At 71.0% G+C, this 21,655-nt stretch carries 19 protein-coding genes; 11 read left to right on the top strand and 8 right to left on the bottom strand.

Annotated features, from left to right (window positions below; genetic code table 11):
• Nucleotides 1-116: 116 nt before the first annotated feature.
• From ACFVH5_RS04440 to ACFVH5_RS04425, 4 genes are all read right to left on the bottom strand, one after another.
• Nucleotides 117-2,156, bottom strand: coding sequence for a TerD family protein (locus ACFVH5_RS04440; RefSeq protein ID WP_385831971.1), 2,040 nt, complete (start codon nucleotides 2,154-2,156; stop codon nucleotides 117-119).
• Between the two features lie 58 nt (nucleotides 2,157-2,214).
• Nucleotides 2,215-2,793, bottom strand: coding sequence for a TerD family protein (locus ACFVH5_RS04435; protein WP_055615261.1), 579 nt, complete (start codon nucleotides 2,791-2,793; stop codon nucleotides 2,215-2,217).
• Nucleotides 2,794-2,934: 141 nt separating this feature from the next.
• Nucleotides 2,935-5,067 carry an excinuclease ABC subunit UvrB gene (uvrB, locus tag ACFVH5_RS04430; protein WP_385831969.1) on the bottom strand — a complete coding sequence of 711 codons (2,133 nt, stop codon included), beginning with the start codon at nucleotides 5,065-5,067 and terminating at the stop codon, nucleotides 2,935-2,937.
• A gap of 40 nt (nucleotides 5,068-5,107) precedes the next feature.
• Complete coding sequence (locus ACFVH5_RS04425; RefSeq protein ID WP_385831967.1) at nucleotides 5,108-5,968, bottom strand: MHYT domain-containing protein; 861 nt, start codon at nucleotides 5,966-5,968, stop codon at nucleotides 5,108-5,110.
• 277 nt (nucleotides 5,969-6,245) lie between these two features.
• On the opposite strand from ACFVH5_RS04425, the gene ACFVH5_RS04420 reads away from it, so the two are divergent.
• The 6 genes from ACFVH5_RS04420 to ACFVH5_RS04395 all read left to right on the top strand — a co-directional run bounded on the left by ACFVH5_RS04420 (nucleotide 6,246) and on the right by ACFVH5_RS04395 (nucleotide 12,640).
• Nucleotides 6,246-7,118, top strand: a complete 873-nt coding sequence (locus tag ACFVH5_RS04420) for a glycerophosphodiester phosphodiesterase (RefSeq protein ID WP_385831966.1) — start codon at nucleotides 6,246-6,248, stop codon at nucleotides 7,116-7,118.
• A gap of 146 nt (nucleotides 7,119-7,264) precedes the next feature.
• Nucleotides 7,265-7,819 (top strand): methylated-DNA--[protein]-cysteine S-methyltransferase, encoded by a 555-nt coding sequence (locus ACFVH5_RS04415; protein WP_385831964.1) that lies wholly within the window; start codon nucleotides 7,265-7,267, stop codon nucleotides 7,817-7,819.
• A gap of 195 nt (nucleotides 7,820-8,014) precedes the next feature.
• On the top strand, nucleotides 8,015-9,286 hold the full coding sequence (locus ACFVH5_RS04410; RefSeq protein WP_384809623.1) for an MFS transporter: 1,272 nt from the start codon (nucleotides 8,015-8,017) through the stop codon (nucleotides 9,284-9,286).
• A 117-nt stretch (nucleotides 9,287-9,403) separates the two neighbouring features.
• Complete coding sequence (gene fdhA / locus ACFVH5_RS04405; protein WP_210883655.1) at nucleotides 9,404-10,630, top strand: formaldehyde dehydrogenase, glutathione-independent; 1,227 nt, start codon at nucleotides 9,404-9,406, stop codon at nucleotides 10,628-10,630.
• Nucleotides 10,631-10,772: 142 nt separating this feature from the next.
• Nucleotides 10,773-11,672, top strand: a complete 900-nt coding sequence (locus ACFVH5_RS04400) for a pseudouridine-5'-phosphate glycosidase (RefSeq protein ID WP_385832004.1) — start codon at nucleotides 10,773-10,775, stop codon at nucleotides 11,670-11,672.
• Complete coding sequence (locus tag ACFVH5_RS04395) at nucleotides 11,669-12,640, top strand: carbohydrate kinase family protein (protein ID WP_385831962.1); 972 nt, start codon at nucleotides 11,669-11,671, stop codon at nucleotides 12,638-12,640. The genes ACFVH5_RS04400 and ACFVH5_RS04395 overlap by 4 nt, the downstream gene beginning before the upstream one ends.
• Before the next feature lie 36 nt (nucleotides 12,641-12,676).
• Here ACFVH5_RS04395 and ACFVH5_RS04390 read toward each other — a convergent pair whose 3' ends face one another.
• Complete coding sequence (locus tag ACFVH5_RS04390) at nucleotides 12,677-13,471, bottom strand: methyltransferase domain-containing protein (RefSeq protein WP_385831961.1); 795 nt, start codon at nucleotides 13,469-13,471, stop codon at nucleotides 12,677-12,679.
• 234 nt (nucleotides 13,472-13,705) lie between these two features.
• On the opposite strand from ACFVH5_RS04390, the gene ACFVH5_RS04385 reads away from it, so the two are divergent.
• The gene (locus tag ACFVH5_RS04385) at nucleotides 13,706-14,833 is read left to right on the top strand and encodes a magnesium and cobalt transport protein CorA (RefSeq protein ID WP_384809631.1); all 1,128 of its coding nucleotides are present in this window, start codon (nucleotides 13,706-13,708) and stop codon (nucleotides 14,831-14,833) included.
• 124 nt (nucleotides 14,834-14,957) lie between these two features.
• Here the strand turns inward: ACFVH5_RS04385 and ACFVH5_RS04380 are convergent, their stop codons facing one another.
• Nucleotides 14,958-15,386, bottom strand: coding sequence for a CBS domain-containing protein (locus ACFVH5_RS04380; RefSeq protein WP_384809633.1), 429 nt, complete (start codon nucleotides 15,384-15,386; stop codon nucleotides 14,958-14,960).
• Nucleotides 15,387-15,535: 149 nt separating this feature from the next.
• Nucleotides 15,536-16,189 carry a uridine kinase gene (locus ACFVH5_RS04375; protein ID WP_385832003.1) on the bottom strand — a complete coding sequence of 218 codons (654 nt, stop codon included), beginning with the start codon at nucleotides 16,187-16,189 and terminating at the stop codon, nucleotides 15,536-15,538.
• 151 nt (nucleotides 16,190-16,340) lie between these two features.
• Between ACFVH5_RS04375 and ACFVH5_RS04370 the strand changes: the two genes are divergently transcribed.
• The 3 genes from ACFVH5_RS04370 (at nucleotide 16,341) to ACFVH5_RS04360 (ending at nucleotide 19,385) form a co-directional block, all read left to right on the top strand.
• Nucleotides 16,341-17,048, top strand: coding sequence for a DUF2293 domain-containing protein (locus tag ACFVH5_RS04370; protein ID WP_385831960.1), 708 nt, complete (start codon nucleotides 16,341-16,343; stop codon nucleotides 17,046-17,048).
• A 192-nt stretch (nucleotides 17,049-17,240) separates the two neighbouring features.
• A complete protein-coding gene (locus ACFVH5_RS04365; RefSeq protein ID WP_385831959.1) occupies nucleotides 17,241-17,720 on the top strand; it encodes a DUF1772 domain-containing protein in 480 nt (159 codons plus the stop codon).
• A gap of 177 nt (nucleotides 17,721-17,897) precedes the next feature.
• A complete protein-coding gene (locus tag ACFVH5_RS04360; protein WP_385831957.1) occupies nucleotides 17,898-19,385 on the top strand; it encodes a glutamate synthase subunit beta in 1,488 nt (495 codons plus the stop codon).
• A gap of 110 nt (nucleotides 19,386-19,495) precedes the next feature.
• On the opposite strand, the gene ACFVH5_RS04355 is transcribed toward ACFVH5_RS04360, so the two are convergent.
• The gene (locus ACFVH5_RS04355) at nucleotides 19,496-19,996 is read right to left on the bottom strand and encodes a carboxymuconolactone decarboxylase family protein (RefSeq protein ID WP_385831956.1); all 501 of its coding nucleotides are present in this window, start codon (nucleotides 19,994-19,996) and stop codon (nucleotides 19,496-19,498) included.
• A 119-nt stretch (nucleotides 19,997-20,115) separates the two neighbouring features.
• Here ACFVH5_RS04355 and ACFVH5_RS04350 point away from each other — a divergent pair, with 119 nt between their 5' ends.
• Nucleotides 20,116-21,525, top strand: a complete 1,410-nt coding sequence (locus ACFVH5_RS04350; protein WP_385831954.1) for a PLP-dependent aminotransferase family protein — start codon at nucleotides 20,116-20,118, stop codon at nucleotides 21,523-21,525.
• Nucleotides 21,526-21,655: the final 130 nt, after the last annotated feature.

Raw genomic sequence — 21,655 nt, 5'->3', positions numbered from 1 at the left:
GAAAGGTAAAGAGATTGGTAAAAGAAGTGCCAAGTGCGCTGGTCAGGGGGCTTGACGAATCCTTGGGAAAGCTTGGGAGGACCCGGCGGGGCTCAGCGAGTGAACCCCGGCGGACCTCAGCGGTTCCAGGAGCGGCGGGCGGTCGCGACCTGGGTGAGGACGTGATGGAGCACCTGGCTGCCCGGAGGAACCCGCGAGGGGTCGTAGGTCCATGTGTGTCCGACCCAGGGGTCGGCGAGGTGGTCGTCGGGCACCGGTGTGAGCCGGAGCAAAGACCGCCAGAGCGGGTCGAGCAGCGGCCCGTAGGCGGCGGCGTCCTCCCGGTCGGCGACCAGCATGAGGTGGACCCCGACGGCCGGCCCCTCGTCCGCGAGGTAGCGCAGCTGGGTCACTGCGCGGTCGTCGAAGCCGTGCGGGAAGTCGTTGACGATCAGCAGTTGCTCGGCCGGGTCGAGATCGGACGGCAGTGAGTCGGCCGCCCCGCCCCGGATGGCCATCTGCACCAGGTCCACCCGCTGGGTCAGCCGGGCCAGTACCTCGTTCACCCCGGCGGCGCCCACGGCGGGCGGCGCACCGAGCACGCCGGTGCTCACCAACGGCGCGAGGGACGAGGCCGCCGAGCCCGCCGCGTCGATGACGTGCACGGTGTATTCGCCCGCCGGATAGACGGCGAGCAGCCTGGCCGCGTGCGCCACGGCCGTGTCCATGGCGAGGCGGCGCAGGTCGTCGGAGTCCGCGATCGAACCCTCGAAGGACCCCGTACGGCCGCTGTCGATCCACAGTCCGCGCTCCAGCGGCAGCCGCACCAGCATCGGAATGCTGAGGCCGGCGCTCTCGGGCAGGTGCAGATCTCCCAGGCGCACGGCCATGGGGATCTCCATCGGGACGCGGTAGCCGTGCCAGGCGGGGTTGTCCCAGCGGGCGAACGCGGGCGGCAGTGCCGGTTCGACGACCTCGGCCTCCGCGGTGAGCTGGGCGAGGTCGCGGTCGAGCGCCTCCCTGGCCCGGTCGACCAGCTCGGCCTGCTTGGCGCGGGCCGCCTCGCGGGCGGCATCGCCCTGTCCGCCGATCCGGGCGCGCGGGTCGGACAGCACCTTGTCGAGCTCCTGCTCCATGCGGGACTCGGCGAAGTCGACGGCACTGCGGTACGCGGCGGTGGTGCGGGCCAGGTCCTCGAACATGCCCCACACCTGGTTGTACAGGCGCTCCTCCATGGACCAGCCGGTCGCGTCGCCCGCCACGGGCTGTGCGGGCTGCCCCGGCTGGGCCGGGGGCGCGGTCGGCGGCGGAGGAGGGGGTGCGGCGGCCTGCCGGCCGGGGTGGCTGTAGTTGACGGGGCCGCCGGTTCCGGGACCGGCGGGCTGTGTGACGGCGGAGGGGTCCGCCGGTGCGGAAGCAGACGGGTAGGCGGGCTGCGGCGCCCCGGACCCGGCGCCGGGCGTCGTGGATGCCTGCCCGCCGGGGTGTCCGTGCTGCGGTGACACCTGGCCGGGCGTGCCCGGGGACGTCGAGCCGCCCTGGTCCTGCCCCAGCGCGGGTGTCGCGGCGTGCCGGGAGCGGTCGCCGTCGGCCGCACGCGGCGGTGGCGCGGCCACCGAGCGCGCGAGGCCCTGGACGACCGCTTCGTTGATGCTGCCCGCGAGTTGCCGGGCCTGGGGAAGGCCCTGGTCGGTGAGGAGCTCGGCGAGGCCGCCCGCGTATCCCTGGCCCACCGCGCGTACCTTCCAGGCGCCCTGCCTGCGGTAGAGCTCCAGTGCGACGACGGCCGACTCGGCGTCGAGACCCGTGACCGTGTAGCTGACGACCTCGGAACCGTCGAGTCCGGTGACCGCGACGAAGGGGGCGGCGACGGCCCCGAACCGGACCGGACCGCCCACTCCGGACGGCAGGGCCAGGAGCACGCTGACCCGGTGCACAGTCTCCGGCAGGGCGTCGAGGTCGCACGCGAGCCGGTGATCGGCAGCCGCCTGCTTGGACACCTCTATGCCCGGCAGAGTGGGTGAGCCCGGATGGGCCACCCACTCGACTCCGTGCACCTTGCCCCGCTCGTCGCTGAGCGTGGCCCCGGCCACGACCGGCTTGCCGGCCGACACCCGGATCTCAAGTCGGGCCTGGGAGAGCGGGTGGTTCTGCCCCCGGACCAGCTCAGCCGTCATCGCCTTCGTTCCCCCTGTGTACTCGTGCGCCGGCGCCGGGCCGACTGGCCGGACGTGACTACAGGTGCGGCAGGATCGCCGGCATCAGGTCCTGGAAGGTACGGCCGTTGGCAGGCGTACCGAGGGCCGTCATCTGCCAGCCCGCGCCCGCGCGGTGCACCTTCGCCATGATCTGCGCGGTGTACTGCCCGCCGCCGGCCAGGGTGTAGCGGGCCAGCTCCTGGCCGTTGGTCTCGTCGACCAGACGGCAGAACGCGTCCTGCACCTCCTGGAACGTCTGGCCCGTGAACGAGTTCACGGTGAAGACGATCTGGTCGATGTGGACCGGGATGCGCGCGAGGTCGACGAGGATCGCCTCGTCGTCGCCGCCCTGGCCCACACCGCCGACGAGGTTGTCACCGGTGTGCCGCACGGAGCCGTCGTCGCTGACGAGGTGACGGAAGAACACCACGTCGACCGGCTGCTTGTCGGCGAACAGCACGGCGGACGCGTCGAGGTCGATCTCGCGGGTGCGGGAACCGAACAGGCCACGTCGCGGGGCGGCCTGCCAGCCGAGCCCCATGCGCACCGCGGTCAGCGTGCCTCCGTCGTTCTTCTGCAGACTGATGGCCTGACCCTTGGTCATGTTGACCGTCACGCGCTGTTCCCTTCTCGGACTGTCTCCCCTGTTGCCGCAGAATCCTGCGGTTGACCAGCAAGCCTACGCAGAGCCACTGACAGCCTCGAAGCCCGGTGCACACTTTGTGTCGGTCTTGCAACACTGCGCGGTGGCCGGGCGTCAGGCGATACCGGCCTCCTTCATCTGCCGCAGCTCCTTCTTCATCTCCGAGACCTCGTCACGCAGCCGCGCGGCGATCTCGAACTGCAGGTCCGCGGCGGCGGCGCGCATCCGCTCCGTCATCTCCTCGATCTGCCCCGTCAGTTCCGCCGCGGGGCGATCGGTCGGCACGGTCGCCTTGTCCTTGCCGGACCTGGCTCCCTTGGCCGCCTTGGACCCCAGCGCGGGCACGGGGGCCTTGGCGTTCTTGCCGTCCTTCGACTTGCGGTAGCCCGAGCCGAGCAGCTGCTCCGTGTCGACGTCCTCGCGGGCGATCTGCGCCACGATGTCGTTGATCTTCTTGCGGAGGGGCTGGGGGTCGATGCCCCGCTCCGTGTTGTACGCGACCTGCTTCTCCCGGCGGCGATTGGTCTCGTCGATGGCCTTCTCCATCGCCGGGGTGATCTTGTCGGCGTACATGTGGACCTGACCGGACACGTTGCGTGCCGCGCGGCCGATGGTCTGGATCAGCGAGGTGCCGGAGCGCAGGAAGCCCTCCTTGTCGGCGTCGAGGATCGACACCAGGGAGACCTCGGGCAGGTCGAGGCCCTCCCTGAGGAGGTTGATGCCGACCAGGACGTCGTACTCACCGGCACGCAGCTCACGCAGCAGTTCGACGCGGCGCAGAGTGTCGACGTCACTGTGCAGGTACCGGACCTGGATGCCCATTTCCAGGAAGTAGTCGGTCAGGTCCTCGGCCATCTTCTTGGTGAGCGTGGTGACCAGGACGCGCTCGTCCTTCTCGGTGCGCTTGCGGATCTCGTGTACCAGGTCGTCGATCTGGCCCTCGGTGGGCTTGACCACGACCTCGGGGTCGATGAGGCCGGTGGGGCGGATGATCTGTTCGACGAAGCCGTCCCCGCGCGAGAGCTCGTACTTGCCGGGTGTCGCCGACAGGTAGACGGCCTGTCCGATGCGCTGCTGGAACTCCTCCCACTTCAGGGGGCGGTTGTCCAGGGCGGAGGGCAGCCGGAAGCCGTGGTCGACGAGGGTCCGCTTGCGGGAGGCGTCGCCCTCGTACATCGCGCCGATCTGGGGCACCGTGACGTGCGACTCGTCGATGACGAGCAGGAAGTCGTCCGGGAAGTAGTCGAGCAGCGTGTTCGGCGGGGAGCCGGGCTCGCGGCCGTCGAAGTGCATCGAGTAGTTCTCGACGCCGGAGCAGGAGCCGATCTGGCGGAGCATCTCCAGGTCGTACGTCGTGCGCATGCGCAGCCGCTGGGCCTCCAGGAGCTTGCCCTGCTTCTCCAGCTCGGACAGGCGCTCGCCCAGTTCCTTCTCGATGTCGTTGGCGGCGCGCTCGAGGCGCTCGGGCCCCGCTACGTAGTGGGTCGCCGGGAAGATGTAGAGCTGCTGGTCGTCGGTGATGATCTCGCCGGTGAGCGGGTGCAGCGTGGACAGGGCCTCGATCTCGTCACCGAACATCTCGATGCGGACGGCCAGCTCCTCGTAGACCGGGAAGATCTCGATGGTGTCGCCGCGGACGCGGAAGGTGCCGCGGGTGAAGGCCAGGTCGTTGCGCGTGTACTGGATGTCGACGAAGCGGCGGAGCAGGTCGTCGCGGTCGATCTCGTCGCCGACCTTGAGGTTGACCATGCGGTCCACGTACTCCTGCGGCGTGCCCAGGCCGTAGATGCAGGAGACCGAGGCGACCACGACGACGTCACGTCGGGTGAGCAGCGAGTTGGTGGCGGAGTGACGCAGCCGCTCCACCTCCTCGTTGATCGAGGAGTCCTTCTCGATGTAGGTGTCCGACTGCGGGACGTAGGCCTCGGGCTGGTAGTAGTCGTAGTACGAGACGAAGTACTCGACCGCGTTGTTCGGCAGGAGCTCTCGGAACTCGTTGGCGAGCTGGGCGGCCAGCGTCTTGTTCGGCGCCATCACCAGGGTGGGGCGCTGGAGTTTCTCGATCATCCACGCGGTGGTCGCGGACTTTCCGGTGCCGGTGGCACCGAGGAGGACGACATCCTTCTCACCTGCGAGGATCCGCCGCTCAAGGTCAGCGATGGCAGCGGGCTGGTCGCCGCTGGGCTGGAAGGGACTGACGACCTCGAAAGGCGCCACCGTGCGTTCGATCTTGGATACGGGCCGCATGGAATCAACCGTACGACCCCGCACTGACAACGGGGTCCTCTCACCAGTTCTGCGGGGTCCGTGAATCGTCGTGGTGGCGGGAGCGGGGGCCGGGCACGTGCCCGCGTCGGGTGGGGTGGACCGTGTGGGCCGGGATGCCGGGCTTCTGCTCGGCGGCGCTCCAGTCGGGCTTGCCCATGACCATCAGCGGGTCGAACATCACGACGACGCCGGCGAGCAGCAGGAAGGCCAGCGGGCCGATCATCAGGGGCGCCAGCAGGGAGGCGGGCGAGTCTCCGGCGGGGGCGCTGGTGGCACCGTGCAGATGGACGCTGAGGGCGGCCATTCCCGTGTAGTGCATGCCGCTGACGGCGAGACCCATGACGAGGCTCGCGCCCACGCTCCACAGGAAGCCGCGGACCTGGCCCGCCGCCCACAGGGCCGCTGTCGCGGCGGCGACGGCTATGACGACCGAGGCGGCGACGGTGAGGGTGTTGTACTCCAGCTTGCCGTTGAGGCGCATTCCGGCCATGCCCAGGTAGTGCATGGAGGCGACGCCGAGTCCGGTGATGGTGCCCCCGGTGAACAGGGCCGTTCCGGAGGCTCCCCGGTATCCGACGATGAAGATCCCGATGCCGACCATGACGATCGCGACGCCGAGACTCGCGAAGGTCATCAGCATGTCGTAGTTCACCGGGGTCTCCCGGACGGAGAACCCCATCATCGCGATGAAGTGCATGGTCCAGATGCCGGAGCCGATCGCCGCGGAGCCGAGAGCGAGCCAGCCTGGCCGCCAGGAACGGGTGACGAGCATCGACCTCGTGGTGCAGCGCAGACCGAGCGCTCCGCCGAGACACGCCATCAGGTACGCCACGAGAGGCGTGACGAGTCCGTAGCTGAATCCGTCGACCGTGCCCTGCATGCGCGGTTGCCTTTCCGCCCTGTTACATCCCGGAATTCCGTGAAACGCCCCCGCCCCAGGAGCGCCGCAGCGACCAGGGTTGTCGCAGAGAGTATGACTCGCACCTGAACGGTCGAACGATTTTCCGGCAAAGAATCACGACCTTGCCCCAGTTGTGCGGCACACGTGATCGGGCTTGGGCAACTCCATTCAATTTATGGCCATCCTGTACCCCCCTAAAGTTGACCGTCTGCTGTCACTCTGAGACCGTCCGTGATCGCAGACGCTAGGAGTACGCATGCACGCGCGCGCTGCCGCCGCCACGACCACCGCGCTCCTGGGAGCCGCCGTCGTTCTCCCCGCCCCCATCGCTCACGCGGCCGGGAGCACCGACCAGCCTCTGGTCATCGCACACCGCGGAGCCTCGGCCCAAGCCCCCGAGAACACCCTCGCCGCCATCGACCGGGCGGCCCGTCTCGGCTTCACCTGGGTCGAGAACGACGTCCAGCGCACCAAGGACGGCAAGCTCGTCGTGATCCACGACGACAGCCTGGCCCGCACGACCGATGTGGAGGAGGTCTTCCCCAAGAGGGCCCCCTGGAAGGTGAAGGACTTCACCGCCGCGGAGATCGCCCGCCTGGACGCGGGCAGCTGGTTCAGCGCCCGCTACAAGGGTGCGCGCGTCCCGACGCTGAAGCAGTACATGAACCGGGTCTCGCACAACCACCAGAAGCTCGTTCTGGAGATCAAGAACCCCGAGCTGTACCCGGGCATCGAGCGGGAGACCCTCAAGACCCTCAGCAACGAGGGCTGGCTGGGCCCGGCCCATGTACGGCGCAAGCTCGTGATCCAGAGCTTCAGTGCGGACAGTGTGCGCAAGGTGCACGCCCTGCGGCCCGACATCAAGACGGGCTTCCTGGGCACCCCGTCGGTCGCGGAGCTGCCCGCGTACGCGCGGTTCGCCGACCAGATCAACTCGTCGCACACGACGATCTCCCGCGGGTACGTCGCGTCGATCCACGCGCTCGAAGGGCCGCACGGCAAGCCGCTGGAGATCTTCACCTGGACCGTCGACACCGCCGCGGACACACGGCGTGTCACGGGTCTCGGCGTGAACGGCATCATCACGAACAAGCCCGACGTGGTGCGGAAGGCGCTTCGCGAGAGCTGAGTCCACGGGCCGACCGCGCGTCGCCGGCCGACCGTCTCCGACCACCCGTCGCCGGTGGCACGGACGCCTGTACGTGTCCGCGCCACCGGCGTCCGTACGCGTCCGCGCCACAGGCGTTGTCAGTGGTGCGCCGTACCGTGGAACGCATGAACAGCCATGGGCAGAACGAGCAGCGGGTGGTGTGGGCCGTCGTCGACAGCGGCATCGGCCCGCTGCTGCTGGCGGCGACCGGCGAGGGCCTGGTCAGCGTGGTCTTCCACGCCACGGACGAGGTGCGCGACAAGACCCTGGAGCGGCTCGGAGCGCGGTTCGCGGCCGAGCCCGTCGAAGCGCCGGAGTCCCCGCTGCTGGCCGAGGCGATACGTCAGTTCGCGGCGTACTTCGCTGGCGAGCGCCGCGACTTCGAACTGCCCCTGGACTGGTCCCTGATCTCCGGCTTCAACCGCCAGGTGCTGCGTGAGCTGGCGTCCGGCGTTCCGTACGGGGCGGTGGTGGGCTACGGCGACCTGGCGCGGCGCGTCGGTCAGCCGGGGGCGGCCCAGGCGGTGGGGATGGCCATGGGAGCCAATCCGCTGCCGGTCGTCGTGCCCTGTCACCGGGTCGTGGAGAGGGACGGCGGCATCGGCGGGTTCGGGGGCGGCGTGGAGACCAAGCGGAAGCTGCTGGCACTGGAAGGGGTGCTGCCGGAGCCGTTGTTCTAGGGCAGAGGGCACCACGAAGGGCTCGGTTCCGAGGCCGCCGCTGTCGTCGTGGGGGTGTCCTGGGCTCAGGACGAAGGGGGAGACTGCGCCGATGACCACGCCCGACTTCACTCGTGTGTACGCGTCCGACCCGGTGCGGTTCGCGGATCCGGGCGGTGTCCGCGCCCTCGCTCCGCTCGCCGGGGCGTGTTCGCGGTGACCGCCGTCGAGCGGCCGGTCGACGTACCCGTCGACGCGGCCGGACTGCCCGCGCTGCGGCGCCGGACCTCCGCCGTGCTCATCGCCAGTCAGATCCTCGGCGGGCTCGGTGTGGCCACGGGCATCGCGCTCGCCGTGGTCCTGGCCCAGGAAGTCGCCGGTACGGAGTCGCTCGCCGGGCTCGCACCCACCGCGACCGTCACCGGCACGGCGGTGCTCTCGGTGCCGCTGGCCGCCCTGATGACCGCGCGCGGTCGCCGGCCGGGGCTCGTGCTGGCCTACCTCATCGGCGCGTTGGGAGCCGGGATAGTGGTGGCGGGCGCGGTCATGGACAGCTTCCCGCTGCTGTTGGTCGGCATGGCGGGTTTCGGCGCGGCCTCGTCGGCGAATCTGCAGGCGCGGTTCGCGGCCGCCGATCTGGCCGAGCCGGAGCGACGGGCACGGGCCATCTCGAACGTCGTGTGGGCCACGACGATCGGCGCGGTCCTCGGCCCCAACATCGCCGCGCCCGCGGGCCGCAGCGTCTCCGGGCTCGGCATACCGGAGGCAGCTGGCCCCTTCGTGTGGGCGGCCGGCGTGTTCCTCATATCGGCGCTGCTGGTCGCGGTGCTGCTGCGGCCCGATCCGCTGCTCACCGCCCGCGCGCTGGCGCCGGTCGAGGAGCGGTCCCCCGCGGCGCGGTCCATCAGGGCGGGGGCGGCCGCCGTCCGGGCGTCCCCGCGTGCGCGGCTTGCTCTGGTGACGGTGGCCGTGTCGCACACGGCGATGGTTTCGGTCATGTCGATGACACCGCTGGACCTCGGCCACCACGGGGCGGGTATCGATCTGATCGGGCTGGTCATCAGCGTGCACATCGCGGGGATGTACGCGTTCTCGCCCCTGATGGGGCGGCTGTCCGACCGGTTCGGGCGGCTCTCGGGGATAGGCCTGGCCGTGGCCCTGCTGGCCTGTGCGGCCCTCCTCGCGGGTACCGCGGGCGCCGATCACCGGCAGACCGCCGCCGGGCTGTTCCTGCTGGGGCTCGGCTGGTCCGCCGGTCTCGTCTCCGGCTCCGCGCTCCTGACCGACTCCGTGCCCCAGCCCGCGCGCGCCGCCGCGCAGGGACTCTCCGACCTGACGATGAACACCTCGGCGGGACTCGGCGGGGCCGCCGCGGGGCTCGTCGTCGCCCAGGCGAGTTACGGCTGGCTGAACGCCGTCGCGGCGTGCCTGTTGCTGCCGCTCGGCGCGCTGGCGCTGTTCACCCGGCACAGAAGGTCCCGTCCGTGATGTGCCCGATGGGGCCCGCGCGAAGGCTGGCCGGAACGGTTCGCCGGTAGCAGACTCCGCCCTGCGCACAGCCATTGGCATCCGAAGGCACGGGGGCCGAAGGGACGGCGATCACGTATGAGCGGGAACAGGGCAGTCGCGTATCTCAAGCCGGGCGCGGTGGAAGTCAGGACCATCGACCATCCGACGCTCGAACTGCAGGACGGACCAGGGGTGGCCTCCGCGAACATCGGCCGCAAGTGCCGGCACGGAGTCATCCTGAAAGTACTCGCCAGCAACATCTGCGGCAGTGACCAGCACATGGTGCGCGGCCGTACGACCGCGCCCGAGGGGCTCGTCCTCGGGCACGAAATCACCGGAGAGGTCATCGAGCGGGGCCCGGACGTCGAGTTCCTCGAAGTCGGGGACATCGTCTCGGTGCCCTTCAACATCGCCTGCGGGCGGTGCCGCAACTGCAAGGAGCGCAAGACCGGCATCTGTCTGAACGTCAACCCGGCCCGCCCCGGTGCCGCTTACGGCTACGTCGACATGGGCGGCTGGGTCGGCGGTCAGGCGGAGTACGCGATGATCCCGTACGCGGACTTCAATCTGCTGCGGTTCCCGGACCGGGACCAGGCGCGGGAGAAGCTGCTCGACCTGACCATGCTGTCGGACATCTTCCCGACGGGCTTCCACGGCGCGGTGAGCGCGGGCGCCGGGGTCGGCTCGACGGTGTACGTGGCCGGTGCGGGGCCGGTCGGTCTCGCCGCCGCGGCCTCGGCGCAACTGCTCGGCGCCGCCGTGGTCATCGTCGGCGACCTCAACGCCGAACGCCTCGCGCAGGCCCGGAGCTTCGGTTGCGAGACGGTCGACGTCAGCCAGGGCGACGTGGGCGAGCAGATCGACCAGATCCTGGGCGAGCCGGAGGTGGACGTGGCCGTCGACGCGGTCGGCTTCGAGGCGCGGGCCCACGGCCCCGACGCCCCGGAGGCGCCCGCCACGGTCCTCAACTCGCTGATGGGCCTCACGCGCGCGGGCGGCTCGCTGGGCATCCCTGGCCTGTACGTCACGGACGATCCCGGTGGGGTCGACCAGGACGCGCGGACCGGCACGCTCAAGGTGCGGCTCGGCCTGGGGTGGGCGAAGAGCCACCGCTTCACCACAGGTCAGTGCCCGGTGATGCAGTACCACCGGGGGCTGATGAAGGCGATCCTCCATGAGCGGGTGCACATCGCCAAGGCCGTCAACGCGACGGTGATCGGTCTGGAGGACGCGCCGCGCGGCTACGCCGAGTTCGACCAGGGCGCCAGCCGTAAGTACGTCCTCGACCCGCATGGCGCGCTGACCGGCGTACGGCCTGTCTGAGCGCTGCCGCAGGACGAAAAGGGGGGCCCGCGCGCGCGTGGGCCCCCCTTTTCGTACCTCGGGTGTGCGCAGGGGTTTGGCCGGGCGCGCCGCCCGCCAGGGATGAGAGGAGAACCGACAGACAGGAGGCACACGCGTGCTGATGGTGTCCGAAGAGGTTCGGGAGGCGCTCGCCACGGGTCGGCCCGTGGTGGCGCTGGAGTCCACGATCATCGCGCACGGGCTGCCGCGTCCGCGCAATCTGCAGGTGGCGCTGGAGCTGGAGGACGCCGTACGCCAGGAGGGCGCCGTTCCGGCGACGATCGCCGTGCTCGACGGGCAGCCCCGTGTGGGCCTCGACAAGGAGCAGGTGGAGCGGATCGCCAACGAGGACGGCATCCGCAAGCTGGGCCATCGCGATCTGCCCCTGGCGATCGCCACCGGGGCCAGCGGGGCGACCACGGTCTCGGCGACGGCGCTGCTGGCCGCGCAGGCCGGGGTACGGGTGTTCGCCACGGGCGGCCTCGGAGGCGTACACCGGGAGTGGACGCAGACGCAGGACGAGTCCGCCGACCTGGGGCTCCTCGCGCGTACCCGCATCACCGTGGTGTGCGCGGGAGTGAAGTCGATCCTGGACGTGCCCGCGACCCTGCAGCGCCTGGAGACCCTGGGCGTCGCGGTCGCCGGATACGGCACCGACCGCTTTCCCGGCTTCTACCTGTCGGACTCCGGACACCCGGTGGAGTGGACGCTGGAGTCGCCGGGCGAGGTCGCGGCCGTCATGCGCGCACAGGACACACTGGACGGACCCAGGTCGGCACTGATCGTCGCCAATCCCGTGCCCGAGGCGCAGCAGCTGGATCCCGCACTGCACGCGCGCGTGCTCGCCGACGCCCTGCACACGTGCGAGGCGGAAGGCGTGAGCGGCCAGACGGTCACACCGTTCCTGCTCGACCATCTGGTGCGCCACACCGACGGGGCGTCACTTGAGGCCAATCTGGCGGCGGTACGCGGCAACGTACGGCTCGCGGGGCGGATCGCTGCGGCCTGGGCACAGGTGTGACGGGAGCCCATGGGACAGGCGGGGCCGATGGGTACGGCGGGGCTCTCCTTGTCGTCGGTGATGTCATCACCGATGTCGTCGCCCGGCATCGCGGGCCGCTCGCTCCGGGCACCGACACGGCCGCGGCCGTACGAACCGTGCCGGGCGGTGCGGGCGCGAACGTCGCGTGCTGGGCGGCCCGTCGGCCCGGTACGGAGGTGCGGTTCCTCGGCCGGGTGGGCGCCGACTCGGCAGCGTGGCACGAGCGGGAACTGGTGGCGTCCGGTGTGCGTCCCCTCCTCGTCGTCGACCCGCGGGCAACGACCGGGACGGTGATCTGCCTGGTGGACACGGGTGCCTCGGCGGAACGCACCTTCCTCACGGACAGCGGTGCTTCCCTGCGCCTGAACGCCGACGACTGGTCTCCCGCACTGCTCGACGGTGTCGCACGGCTGCATCTGTCGGGCTATCTGTTCTTCTCCGAGCCGTGCCGGGCGCTGGTGTCGGTGGCGGTGGAGTCGGCACGCGCGCGTGGAGTACCGGTGAGCGTGGATCCCGCGTCGGCGGGGTTCCTCGCCGAACTGGGGGTGGACCGGTTCCTCTCGCTCGCCGAGGGGGTCGACGTCCTGCTGCCGAGCCGGGACGAGGCCCGTCTGCTGACGGGCCTGCCCGATACGGCGGACGCGGCGGCCAAGTTGAGCCGCCACTTTCCGCTGGTGGTGGTCAAACAGGGCGATGCCGGAGCCCTTGTCGCCCGGTCGGGGACGGTCCGGGCCCGGGTTCCGGCACGAGCGGCGACGCCCGTCGACACCACGGGCGCCGGCGACGCGTTCACCGGAGCCTTCCTGGCCGCCCTGCTCGCGGGCCGCCGACCGGAGGAGGCGACCGCCGAGGGATGCCGGGCCGGAGCCAGGGCGGTGGAGCAGGTCGGCGGCAGGCCGGACAGGCGGGAGGCGGAAGCGCCGGGCACGCCGGGCGCGGAGGCATAGCCCGACCACCGCTGCGCGACATCCCCTCACACGGCACTACACCTTGCGCCCCCATGCCGAGATCAGCGGTGCCGTGGCCAGGTCCATGCCGCCCGCGGCCACGTTCGCCAGGTGCTGGTCGATGTCCTGGTCGGTGGCGAGGCCCGCCGTGACGAGCTGATCGCGGACCTCGCCGACCGTCGCGGACTCCAGGGCCCCGCAGGCGGGCGAGGTGAGCGAGAAGTACGCGTCCGCCTCGACCTGCCGCAGTCCGGCCTCGCGGAGCAGCCGGGGAAGCCGCCGCCCGTACGAGAGTTCGGCACCCCGCTCGGCGAGCACGTCGCGCATCGCTCGGCGCACCCGGTTGGCCAGCTGCTGCTCGGGGCCCCGCTCGTCCGGGCAGGCCAGCGGCTGCAGGGTGGGATCGGCGTCCTCGACCAGGAGCCGGCCGCCGGGCCGCAGCGCCCTGATCATCGTGCGCAACGCCCGCTCCCTGTCCGGCACATGCGCGAGAACGAGCCGGGCGTGCACGAGGTCGAAACCCTCGGCCGGCGGCTCGTCGACGCCCACGTCGTGGACGCGCAGCTGAATCGGCGGCCGCACGGCCGGGGGTGCCCATGAGGTGTCGAGGTCGGTCGCGAAGACCCGGCCGGTGGGACCGACCCGCTTGGCGAGCCAGGACACCACCGACATGCCGCCCGCTCCCACCTCCCAGCAGCGCCAGCCGGATCCGATGCCGAACCGTTCCATGTGCCGGAACGTCGTGGGGTCGAAGAGAGCGGCGAGGGCGTCGAATCGCTGCCCCGCCCCGGGCTGGCGGTTGTCGAGGAGATGTCCGTCGGTTCGCATCATGCCCCGATCATCCCATTTGTCAGGCTTTCTCCGGAGGGTCGACGCTCCCGATATGGGCGCGTCGCACGCGAGGGGGCGGTGCCACCGGAGACGACTTCGCTCCGCCACGACCGCGATTTTCCGGAGCGGAATGTTCCGTTCCCACAGGCCGAACCGGCCGTCGAAACATCCTGGCAGACTGGCCGCGGCAAGGCGCAGAGCACGGCGCGAGGAGATCCACGCAGGGAGATCCAGATGTCCATGGCAGGGAATCTGCGGAAGGTCACGAGCCTGAGCAGGGTCGGCGGCCTCCGCAAAGTGGCACGGCTGACACGACGGCGTGCCCGTGTCGACCTGAGTCACCCCGCCCGGTCACCGCTGGGCTCCGCGGTGGTGAACTGCGTGGCGTACGAGGAAGGGGCCAGGGTCCCCGCCGGCCGCGATCTGGTCGAGACGGTGGAGCGGGTCCGCAAGGCCGACGGCGGTTTCGTCTGGCTGGGGCTGCACGAGCCGACCGAGGTGGAGTTCGCGGGTATCGCCGAGCTCTTCGACCTGCACCCGCTGGCGGTCGAGGACGCGGTGGACGCCCACCAGCGCCCGAAGCTGGAACGGTACGGCGACACGCTGTTCGCGGTGTTCAAGACGGTCTGCTACGTCGAGCACACCGAACTGACCGCGACCAGCGAGGTGGTGAACACCGGCGAGATCATGGTGTTCGTGGGCCGGGACTTCGTGGTGACGGTCCGTCACGGACGGCACGGTTCGCTGGGCCCGCTGCGCGAGGAACTGGAGGCCAATCCCCAGCAGCTCACCAAGGGGCCGGCCGCCGTACTGCACGCGATCGCGGACCACGTGGTGGACGACTATCTGAATGTCACGGCCTCCGTGCAGGAGGACATCGACGAGGTCGAGACGGCCGTGTTCGCGGCGGACGGCGCGCGGGCCGACCCCGGGCACATCTATCAGCTCAAGCGTGAACTCCTTGAGCTGAAGCGGGCGGTGGTCCCGTTGGGCCGACCGATCATGGATCTCGCCACGCGGCCGATCCGGGTGATCGACCCGGAGATACAGGCCTACTTCCGGGACGTCTCCGACCACCAGCTGCGGGCCGCCGAGCAGATAGCCGCGTTCGACGAACTGCTCAACTCGATCCTGCAGGCGCATCTCGCGCAGGTGAGCGTGGCGCAGAACGAGGACATGCGGAAGATCACGGCGTGGGCCGCGCTGATCGCCGTGCCGACGATGGTCTGCGGTGTCTACGGCATGAACTTCGAGCACATGCCGGAGCTGCACTGGAAGTTCGGGTATCCCTTGGCGGTCGGCGTGATCGCTGTCGCGTGCTTCACCCTGTACCGGGGGTTCAAGCGGAACGGCTGGCTGTGACCGCGCTCGTCCGGCACGGCTCGCCGGACGAGCGGGAGTTCACGGTGGCCCATGGTGCCCGTAGTGCACGTTGTGCCTGTAGTGCACGGAGGCATCGGCGTCCGCTGTCGGAGTGCTCGGCCCCTCAGCGCGAGTCGCTCTTCGCGTAGACGCTCTCGACCCAGCTCGCGAGTTGTCCGTCCGTCAGGTGCGAGGCCAGGTCGGCCTCGCTGATCATTCCGACCAGGCGCTTGTTCTCGATCACAGGGAGGCGACGGATCTGATGTTCCTGCATTTCACCGAGTACGTCGCTGACGTCGGCGTTCGCATCGATCCAGCGCGGGGTTCCCTTGGCCATCTCGCCCGCGGTGACGCGGGCCGGGTCGTGGCCCATGGCCACACAGCCGATCACGATGTCGCGGTCCGTGAGGATGCCGCAGAGCCGTTCGTTCTCGTCACTGATGGGCAGGGCACCCACCTTGAGTTCACGCATCAGCTGTGCCGCCCGGTCCAGGGTCTCGTGAGCGGGGATCCACTGGGCGCCGCGGTGCATGATGTCTCCGGCGGTGGTCATGTAGTACCTCCCGGTGCCGGACGGCCGGCGCGGCGCGGACACGCACCGCTAGTCCCGGCGCCCTACATTCTCGCCGGGTACGGAGAGATACGCACCCGGACGGCCACGGCTTCGGCCTGACGCCCCCGTCCCGCTCCTCGGCTCACGCCTCACGCCTCTCTTCCGCCGTTCCACGCCGGATGGCGTGGGTCGTCCGCCCGCACCAGGACATCGACCGTGTCGCCCGGGGCCGTCTCGGTCTCGTACCGCTCGTACGCGGGGAGCGTCCAGTGCTCGTCCTCCGGGGTGCGGCGGCGCAGTGCGGCCGGTGAGAGACGTACATGGACAGTGAAGTCGAAGGGGAACCAATGGTGGAGGAGCAGCGGTCCGTGCAGCAACAGCAGTGCGCCGGGCGGGAGTTGGACGTAGGGGGTGCGGGTGGCTCGGTCGGTCACCGGATCCAGGAGGTCGGGCAGGACACGCCCGTCACCGTCGGGTTCCAGATGGCCGAAGACCTCTCGCCACAGGGCGCCGGTGTCGAACCAGCCGTCGTAGTAGGTGTCCACGTCCTGGCGGCCGTACTCGAACCGGAGCGAGGCAGGCCGCAGATAGCCTTCCGTGCCGACGACCAGGGCGGAGCGACCGCGTGGACGAAGGGCCTCGGCGACGCGTTCGGCGAGGTCACCGGGGCGGGCCGCCGGGGCCCCGTCGAAGGCGATGCGCGGCCAGGGGCTGCCGTCGGCCGGCTTCAGTTCGAGCAGGCGCTCGGCGATGAGGTCGCCGAGCCGGTCCCAGGTGATCGCTTCGAGTCGCACACGGCCCATGATGCCGGGCGAGCACACCCGTGCGGCGACCGCGTGCCCGTGCGGAGCTGTTCGGCGGCATCGGTTGGGCGTGACGGACAGTGCGGCGGCGGGAGGAGAAGGGGTGCGCGAGTCGGCGTGCGGGCGGGTGCCGTTCGGGAAGGAACCGCTTATGGCGACCATGGCTGCTCCCCCGCCCCGCACCGGGCCTCTTGTCGTCCAGCCGTTGAAGAGGCGGCACTGCGGCGAGTGCGGGCGTGGGCCGCTCCCGTTGCTGGTCATGGAGGAGGGGGCGCCGAGATGCCTTGACTGCGCCGACCTCGGGCATCTGGTGTTCCTGCCCCGGGGTGACACGGCGTTGACGCGCAGGTCGCGGGAGGAGAGCGGGCTGTCGGCGGTCGTGGTGCGGTTCAACCGGCGGCGGAGCCGGTACGAGCGACAGGGGGTGCTGGTCGAGGAGGCGGCGCTCGCGCGGGCGGAGCAGCGGTGCCTGGCGGACGCGGAGGCGAGACGGCGGCGCAGGCTGCGGGACGCGCGACGGCGAGCTGCGGAGGATGTGCGGTTCACGGACGCGTTCGCGCGGAACATCCGGCGGCTGTTTCCCGGCTGTCCGGCCGACCGGGCGCACGCGATCGCCGCACACGCCTCGGTGCGGGGCAGCGGGCGGGTGGGGCGCAGCGCCGCCGGGCGGGCGCTGTCCGAAGCCGCGGTGGTCTCGGCCGTACGCGCGGCGGTTCGGCACACGGAGACTCCGTACGACCAGTTGTTGATGGACGGTGTAGCGCGCCATGAGGCCCGTCGTCTGATCGCCGCCGCGGTCGAGGTGACGCTGGCGGGCTGGCGGGAGGGCGGGCAGATCGGGGAGGGGGAGGACGACTGACGGCGGCGGGTCCGAGACGCCTGGACATGGTGTCGAGCACCTCGGCCATGGCCGCCTTCACCGGCCGGCATTTCACTTGTGGTGACAGGGGGTGCCGGGCAGGATCTTGAGGTTCGGGGTGGTCCGGCCCTCACGGTTCCGGGAACGGTGCGCGAGTTGTTGACCAGTGGTTCTGCTTACGCGGGAGTTGCCATGATCGAGGGACCGTACTTCGTGCTCACCGTGGTGGGCGTGCTCGGCACCGGGCTGGTGGCCGGGGTGTTCTGCGCGTTCTCGACGTTCGTGATGAAGGGACTGGCCTCGCTGCCGCCGGCGCAGGGTGTCGCGGCGATGCAGGCGATCAATGTGACCGCGCTGATGCCCGCGTTCATGCTCGTGTTCCTCGGGTCGGCCGCGCTGTGCGCGGTGATCGCGGTGGTCACCTTCGTGCTGTGGCCCGACGAGGGCAGGGTGGAACTGCTGCTGGGCAGCGCGCTGTATCTGTTCGGCTGCTTCGGGGTCACGATCGCGGCGAACGTCCCGCGCAACAACAAACTGGCCGAGATGGACCCCGGCACACCGGAGGCCATCGCGTACTGGCCCACGTATGTGAGCGAGTGGTCGATGTGGAACCACATACGGATGGTCGCCGCGGCGGTCGGAGCGGCCCTGTACCTGCTGGCGCTGACCTGAGGACACGGGGGCGGCGTCCACCTGGGGCGGACGCGGCCGTGGCGTCGTATCGTGGCGGGAAGAGTCTGCCAACAGGCCTCGCGGCCCACCGCCCCGACGACGGCGTCGGACAGGGTGGAGCCGAGACGGTGGTGAGCGCCGTACGGGGCCCCGTGCGTGTACGTGAGGGAGACGGCCATGGCCGATCCCAAGGGTTTCCTGAACTCCTCCCGCGAGGAATGGCCGCGTCGGCCCGTCGAGGACCGGGTCCGTGACTGGGACGAGGTGTACGTCCCCGGGGCCCTGCTGCCGATCGTCCGGACACAGGCCGACCGGTGCATGGACTGCGGCATCCCCTTCTGTCACGACGCCTGCCCGCTGGGCAATCTGATCCCCGAGTGGAACGACCTGGTGGCGCGCGACGACTGGCGCGGGGCGAGCGACCGGTTGCACGCGACGAACAATTTCCCCGAGTTCACCGGGCGGCTGTGCCCCGCGCCGTGCGAGGCGGGCTGTGTGCTGGCGATCAACCAGCCCGCGGTCACCATCAAGAACGTCGAGGTCGCCATCGCCGACCGGGCCTGGGCGGACGGGTTCGCGCCGCCGCAGCCGCCGGACCGGTTGTCGGGGCGGAGCGTCGCGGTGATCGGCTCGGGTCCGACGGGACTGGCGGCGGCGCAGCAGCTGACCCGGGCCGGGCACACCGTCGTCGTGTACGAGCGCGACGACCGGATCGGGGGGCTGATGCGGTACGGCATCCCCGAGTTCAAGATGGAGAAGCGGCATCTGGAGCGTCGGATCAAGCAGATGCGGGCGGAGGGTACGAAGTTCCGTACGTCGACCGCCGTCGGCCGGGACATCGGGGCGGCCGAGCTGCGAGCGCGCCATGACGCGGTCGTCCTCGCCGTGGGCGCCACGGCGTGGCGTGAACTGACCTTAGAGGGGAGGGAGTTGAGCGGTATCCATCAGGCGATGGAGTATCTGCCGCTGGCCAACCGGGTGTGTGAGGGGGACCTGGAGGCGTCTCCGCTGTCCGCGGCGGGCAGGGACGTCGTGATCGTCGGCGGAGGTGACACCGGGGCCGACTGTCTGGGTACGGCGGTGCGCGAGGGCGCGAAGTCCGTGACCCAGCTGGACATCTACGCACAGCCCGGTGCGGAGCGCGACGAGGACTCCGAGCCGTGGCCGGTGTACCCGAAGATCTACCGGTTGTCGGCCGCGCACGAGGAGGCCGGGGCCCTGGAGACCTCGCCCGCGGCCGACGCGGACGCCCGGCTCTTCGCGGCGTCCACGCTCCGCTTCACGGGGGACGCGTCCGGCCGGGTGTCTTCGCTGCATCTCGTCGAGGTCGACGCCGACCGCCGGCCGCGTCCCGGCAGCGAGCGGGCGCTCCCCGCCGACCTCGTGCTGCTGGCGCTCGGGTTCTCGGGCCCCGATCGCTCCGACGGGCTCGTCGACCAGCTCGGCCTAGACCTCGGCCCGCGCGGCACGATCACCCGGGACGCGGACTTCGCGACCAATGTGCCGGGGGTGTACGCCGCCGGGGACGCGGCGCGCGGCCAGTCGCTCATCGTGTGGGCGATCGCCGAGGGCCGGGCGGTGGCGGCAACGGTGGACCGCCGACTGACGGGCGACTCGCGGCTGCCCGCACCGATCGGGCCGCACGACCGCCCCATGACGGCCTAGCCTGCGCCCCCAAGCCCCAAGCCCCAAGCCCCGAGACCGCAGCCCTCAGCCCCAGCCCTCCACGCGCAGCAAGCCCCTCCCCTCCCCCGGCAGCACTCAGCCGGCAGCGCTCAGCGTTGGTCCGTGCCCGCCCTCTTCGCCGTCGACAGGGCGACGCGGTTCCAGGTGTTGATCGCGAAGGTCAGGGCCAGGATCCGGGCCAGTTCCTCGTCGTCGAAGTGCGTGGCGGCCTCGGCGTAGACGTCGTCCGGTACGCCGTCGGCCGCGACCAGGGTGACCGCCTCCGTCAGTGCGAGGGCCGCCCGCTCCCGCGCGGAGAAGAAGTGCGGGGCCTCGCGCCACACCGCGACCATGTGCAGCCGGTCCTCGCTCTCGCCTGCCTTGCGGGCGTCGTTGGTGTGCATGTGGAGGCAGTACGCGCAGTGGTTGAGATGCGAAGCGCGTATCTGGATCAGCTCGACGAGGGCGGGGTCGAGCCCTTCACGGGCCGCGGCGTCGAAGCCGACGAGGGCGCGGAAGACCTTGGGGGCGGACTTCGCGAAGTCGAGGCGGACGGGTCGGGCGAAGCGACCATTTTCGGCCACCCCAGGAACCGCGATCGCCCCAGCCATCTCAGTCGTCCCAGCGGTCTCAGCGGTCTCAGTAACGCTCGCGTTCGTCGTGTGCGTGCTGTTCGTCGTCATGCAGATGAATCTATGGGTGTCGGCGACCCCCGGTAGGGTGCACTTCCATGGCGGATTCATGGGTCAATTCGGCGGAGCGCATCGGCGCCGACCTGCATCTGGAACTGTCCGGTCCGGGTGGTCGTCGTGCCGCCCTGATCCATGCGCTGCGCGAGGCGATCCGCAGCGGGCGGCTCGCTCCGGGTACCCGTCTTCCTCCGTACCGTTCGCTCGCCGCCGACCTCGGAGTCGTGCGCAACACGGTGGCCGACGCCTACGCCGAACTGGTCGCGGAGGGCTGGCTGACGGCGCGCCAGGGGTCGGGCACCCAGGTCGCCGAGCGGGCCGAACCGCTGGGCGCCGAGAAGCGCGTACCCAGGAAAGCTCCTCCACGCGCGCGTGGGCCGCGGCACGATCTGCGGCAGGGCACCCCGGACGCGTCGGCGTTCCCGCGTACCGCCTGGCTCGCCTCCTATCGGCGGGCCCTTCAGCGGGCCCCCGCAGAGGCGTTCGGGCCCGGTGATCCCGCGGGGCGGCCCGAACTGCGGGAGGCGCTCGCGGAGTACCTGGCACGCGCGCGTGGGGTCCGTACCGAGCCGGGGCGGATCGTGATCTGTTCGGGGTTCGCGCACGCTCTGCGACTGCTCTTCCCCGCGGTGCTGCGGGGCCCGTTGGCCGTCGAGGCGTACGGCCTCCCCTTCCATCGGGAGCTGTTGACGGCGGCAGGGGTACGGACCGTCCCGCTGGCCCTCGACGAGGACGGCGCCCGGGTCGACGGCCTCGGCAGGGAGCGGGCGGTGCTGCTCACGCCGGCGCACCAGTTCCCGACCGGCGGGCCGTTGCATCCCGCACGGCGTGCCGCCGCCGTCGACTGGGCACGCGCGCGTGGAGGGGTGATTCTGGAGGACGACTACGACGGGGAGTTCCGTTACGACCGCAAGCCCGTCGGAGCCCTCCAGGGCCTGGACCCGGAGCGGGTCGTCCACATCGGTTCGGTCAGCAAGAGCCTGTCGCCCGCGTTGCGGCTGGGCTGGATGGTCCTTCCCGAGCGGTACGTCGACGCCGTGCTGGCAGTCAAGGGCGAGCGGGAGGCGTGGGCGAGCGTCCTGGACCAGTTGACGCTCGCGGACTTCGTCGGGTCGGGCTCGTACGACCGTCATGTACGGCGGATGCGGCAGCGGTACCGGAGGCGGCGGGACCGGCTGGTCGAGGCGCTCGCCGCGCAGGCGCCGCATGTCGAGGTCACCGGGATCGCGGCCGGGCTGCACGCGGTGCTGCGGTTGCCGCCAGGCACTGAGCGGTCCGCGGTGAAGGCCGCCGTGTGGCAGGGGCTCTCGCTGGACGGGCTCGCGGAGTTCCGGCACCCGGAGGCGGCCATGAGCGCGCCGGACGGCCTCGTCGTGGGCTATGCCACGCCCTCGGAGCACGCCTACGGAGCCGCGCTGAACGCGCTGTGCGCCGCGCTGCCACCTCCGTAAGCCCCCGAGCCCCCGGGTCCCTTGGGCCCCCTGCCCCCTGCATTCTGCATTCTGGCCTTCTGGCTTTCTGGCGCCCTGGCCCCTCGGCAGGGCCGCTTCCTGTGGAGGGGCCATCAGGCAGGTGGCCGGA

The organism is Streptomyces sp. NPDC127119 (assembly GCF_042677425.1).
Taxonomy (GTDB): domain Bacteria; phylum Actinomycetota; class Actinomycetes; order Streptomycetales; family Streptomycetaceae; genus Streptomyces.
Note: the sequence above shows the minus strand (reverse complement) of the source record. Positions and strands in the feature narration are given on the sequence as shown.

Coding starts and splice junctions, on each gene's coding strand:
- ACFVH5_RS04365 (WP_385831959.1), top strand. CDS start 17,241: ATGATCGAGGGACCGTACTTCGTGCTCACCGTGGTGGGCGTGCTCGGC.
- ACFVH5_RS04415 (WP_385831964.1), top strand. CDS start 7,265: ATGAACAGCCATGGGCAGAACGAGCAGCGGGTGGTGTGGGCCGTCGTC.
- ACFVH5_RS04390 (WP_385831961.1), bottom strand. CDS start 13,471: ATGATGCGAACCGACGGACATCTCCTCGACAACCGCCAGCCCGGGGCG.
- ACFVH5_RS04375 (WP_385832003.1), bottom strand. CDS start 16,189: ATGGGCCGTGTGCGACTCGAAGCGATCACCTGGGACCGGCTCGGCGAC.
- fdhA (WP_210883655.1), top strand. CDS start 9,404: ATGAGCGGGAACAGGGCAGTCGCGTATCTCAAGCCGGGCGCGGTGGAA.
- ACFVH5_RS04425 (WP_385831967.1), bottom strand. CDS start 5,968: ATGCAGGGCACGGTCGACGGATTCAGCTACGGACTCGTCACGCCTCTC.
- ACFVH5_RS04355 (WP_385831956.1), bottom strand. CDS start 19,996: ATGGCTGGGGCGATCGCGGTTCCTGGGGTGGCCGAAAATGGTCGCTTC.
- ACFVH5_RS04380 (WP_384809633.1), bottom strand. CDS start 15,386: ATGACCACCGCCGGAGACATCATGCACCGCGGCGCCCAGTGGATCCCC.
- ACFVH5_RS04400 (WP_385832004.1), top strand. CDS start 10,773: ATGGTGTCCGAAGAGGTTCGGGAGGCGCTCGCCACGGGTCGGCCCGTG.
- ACFVH5_RS04360 (WP_385831957.1), top strand. CDS start 17,898: ATGGCCGATCCCAAGGGTTTCCTGAACTCCTCCCGCGAGGAATGGCCG.
- ACFVH5_RS04420 (WP_385831966.1), top strand. CDS start 6,246: ATGCACGCGCGCGCTGCCGCCGCCACGACCACCGCGCTCCTGGGAGCC.
- ACFVH5_RS04385 (WP_384809631.1), top strand. CDS start 13,706: ATGTCCATGGCAGGGAATCTGCGGAAGGTCACGAGCCTGAGCAGGGTC.
- ACFVH5_RS04370 (WP_385831960.1), top strand. CDS start 16,341: ATGGCGACCATGGCTGCTCCCCCGCCCCGCACCGGGCCTCTTGTCGTC.
- ACFVH5_RS04350 (WP_385831954.1), top strand. CDS start 20,116: ATGGCGGATTCATGGGTCAATTCGGCGGAGCGCATCGGCGCCGACCTG.
- uvrB (WP_385831969.1), bottom strand. CDS start 5,067: ATGCGGCCCGTATCCAAGATCGAACGCACGGTGGCGCCTTTCGAGGTC.
- ACFVH5_RS04440 (WP_385831971.1), bottom strand. CDS start 2,156: ATGACGGCTGAGCTGGTCCGGGGGCAGAACCACCCGCTCTCCCAGGCC.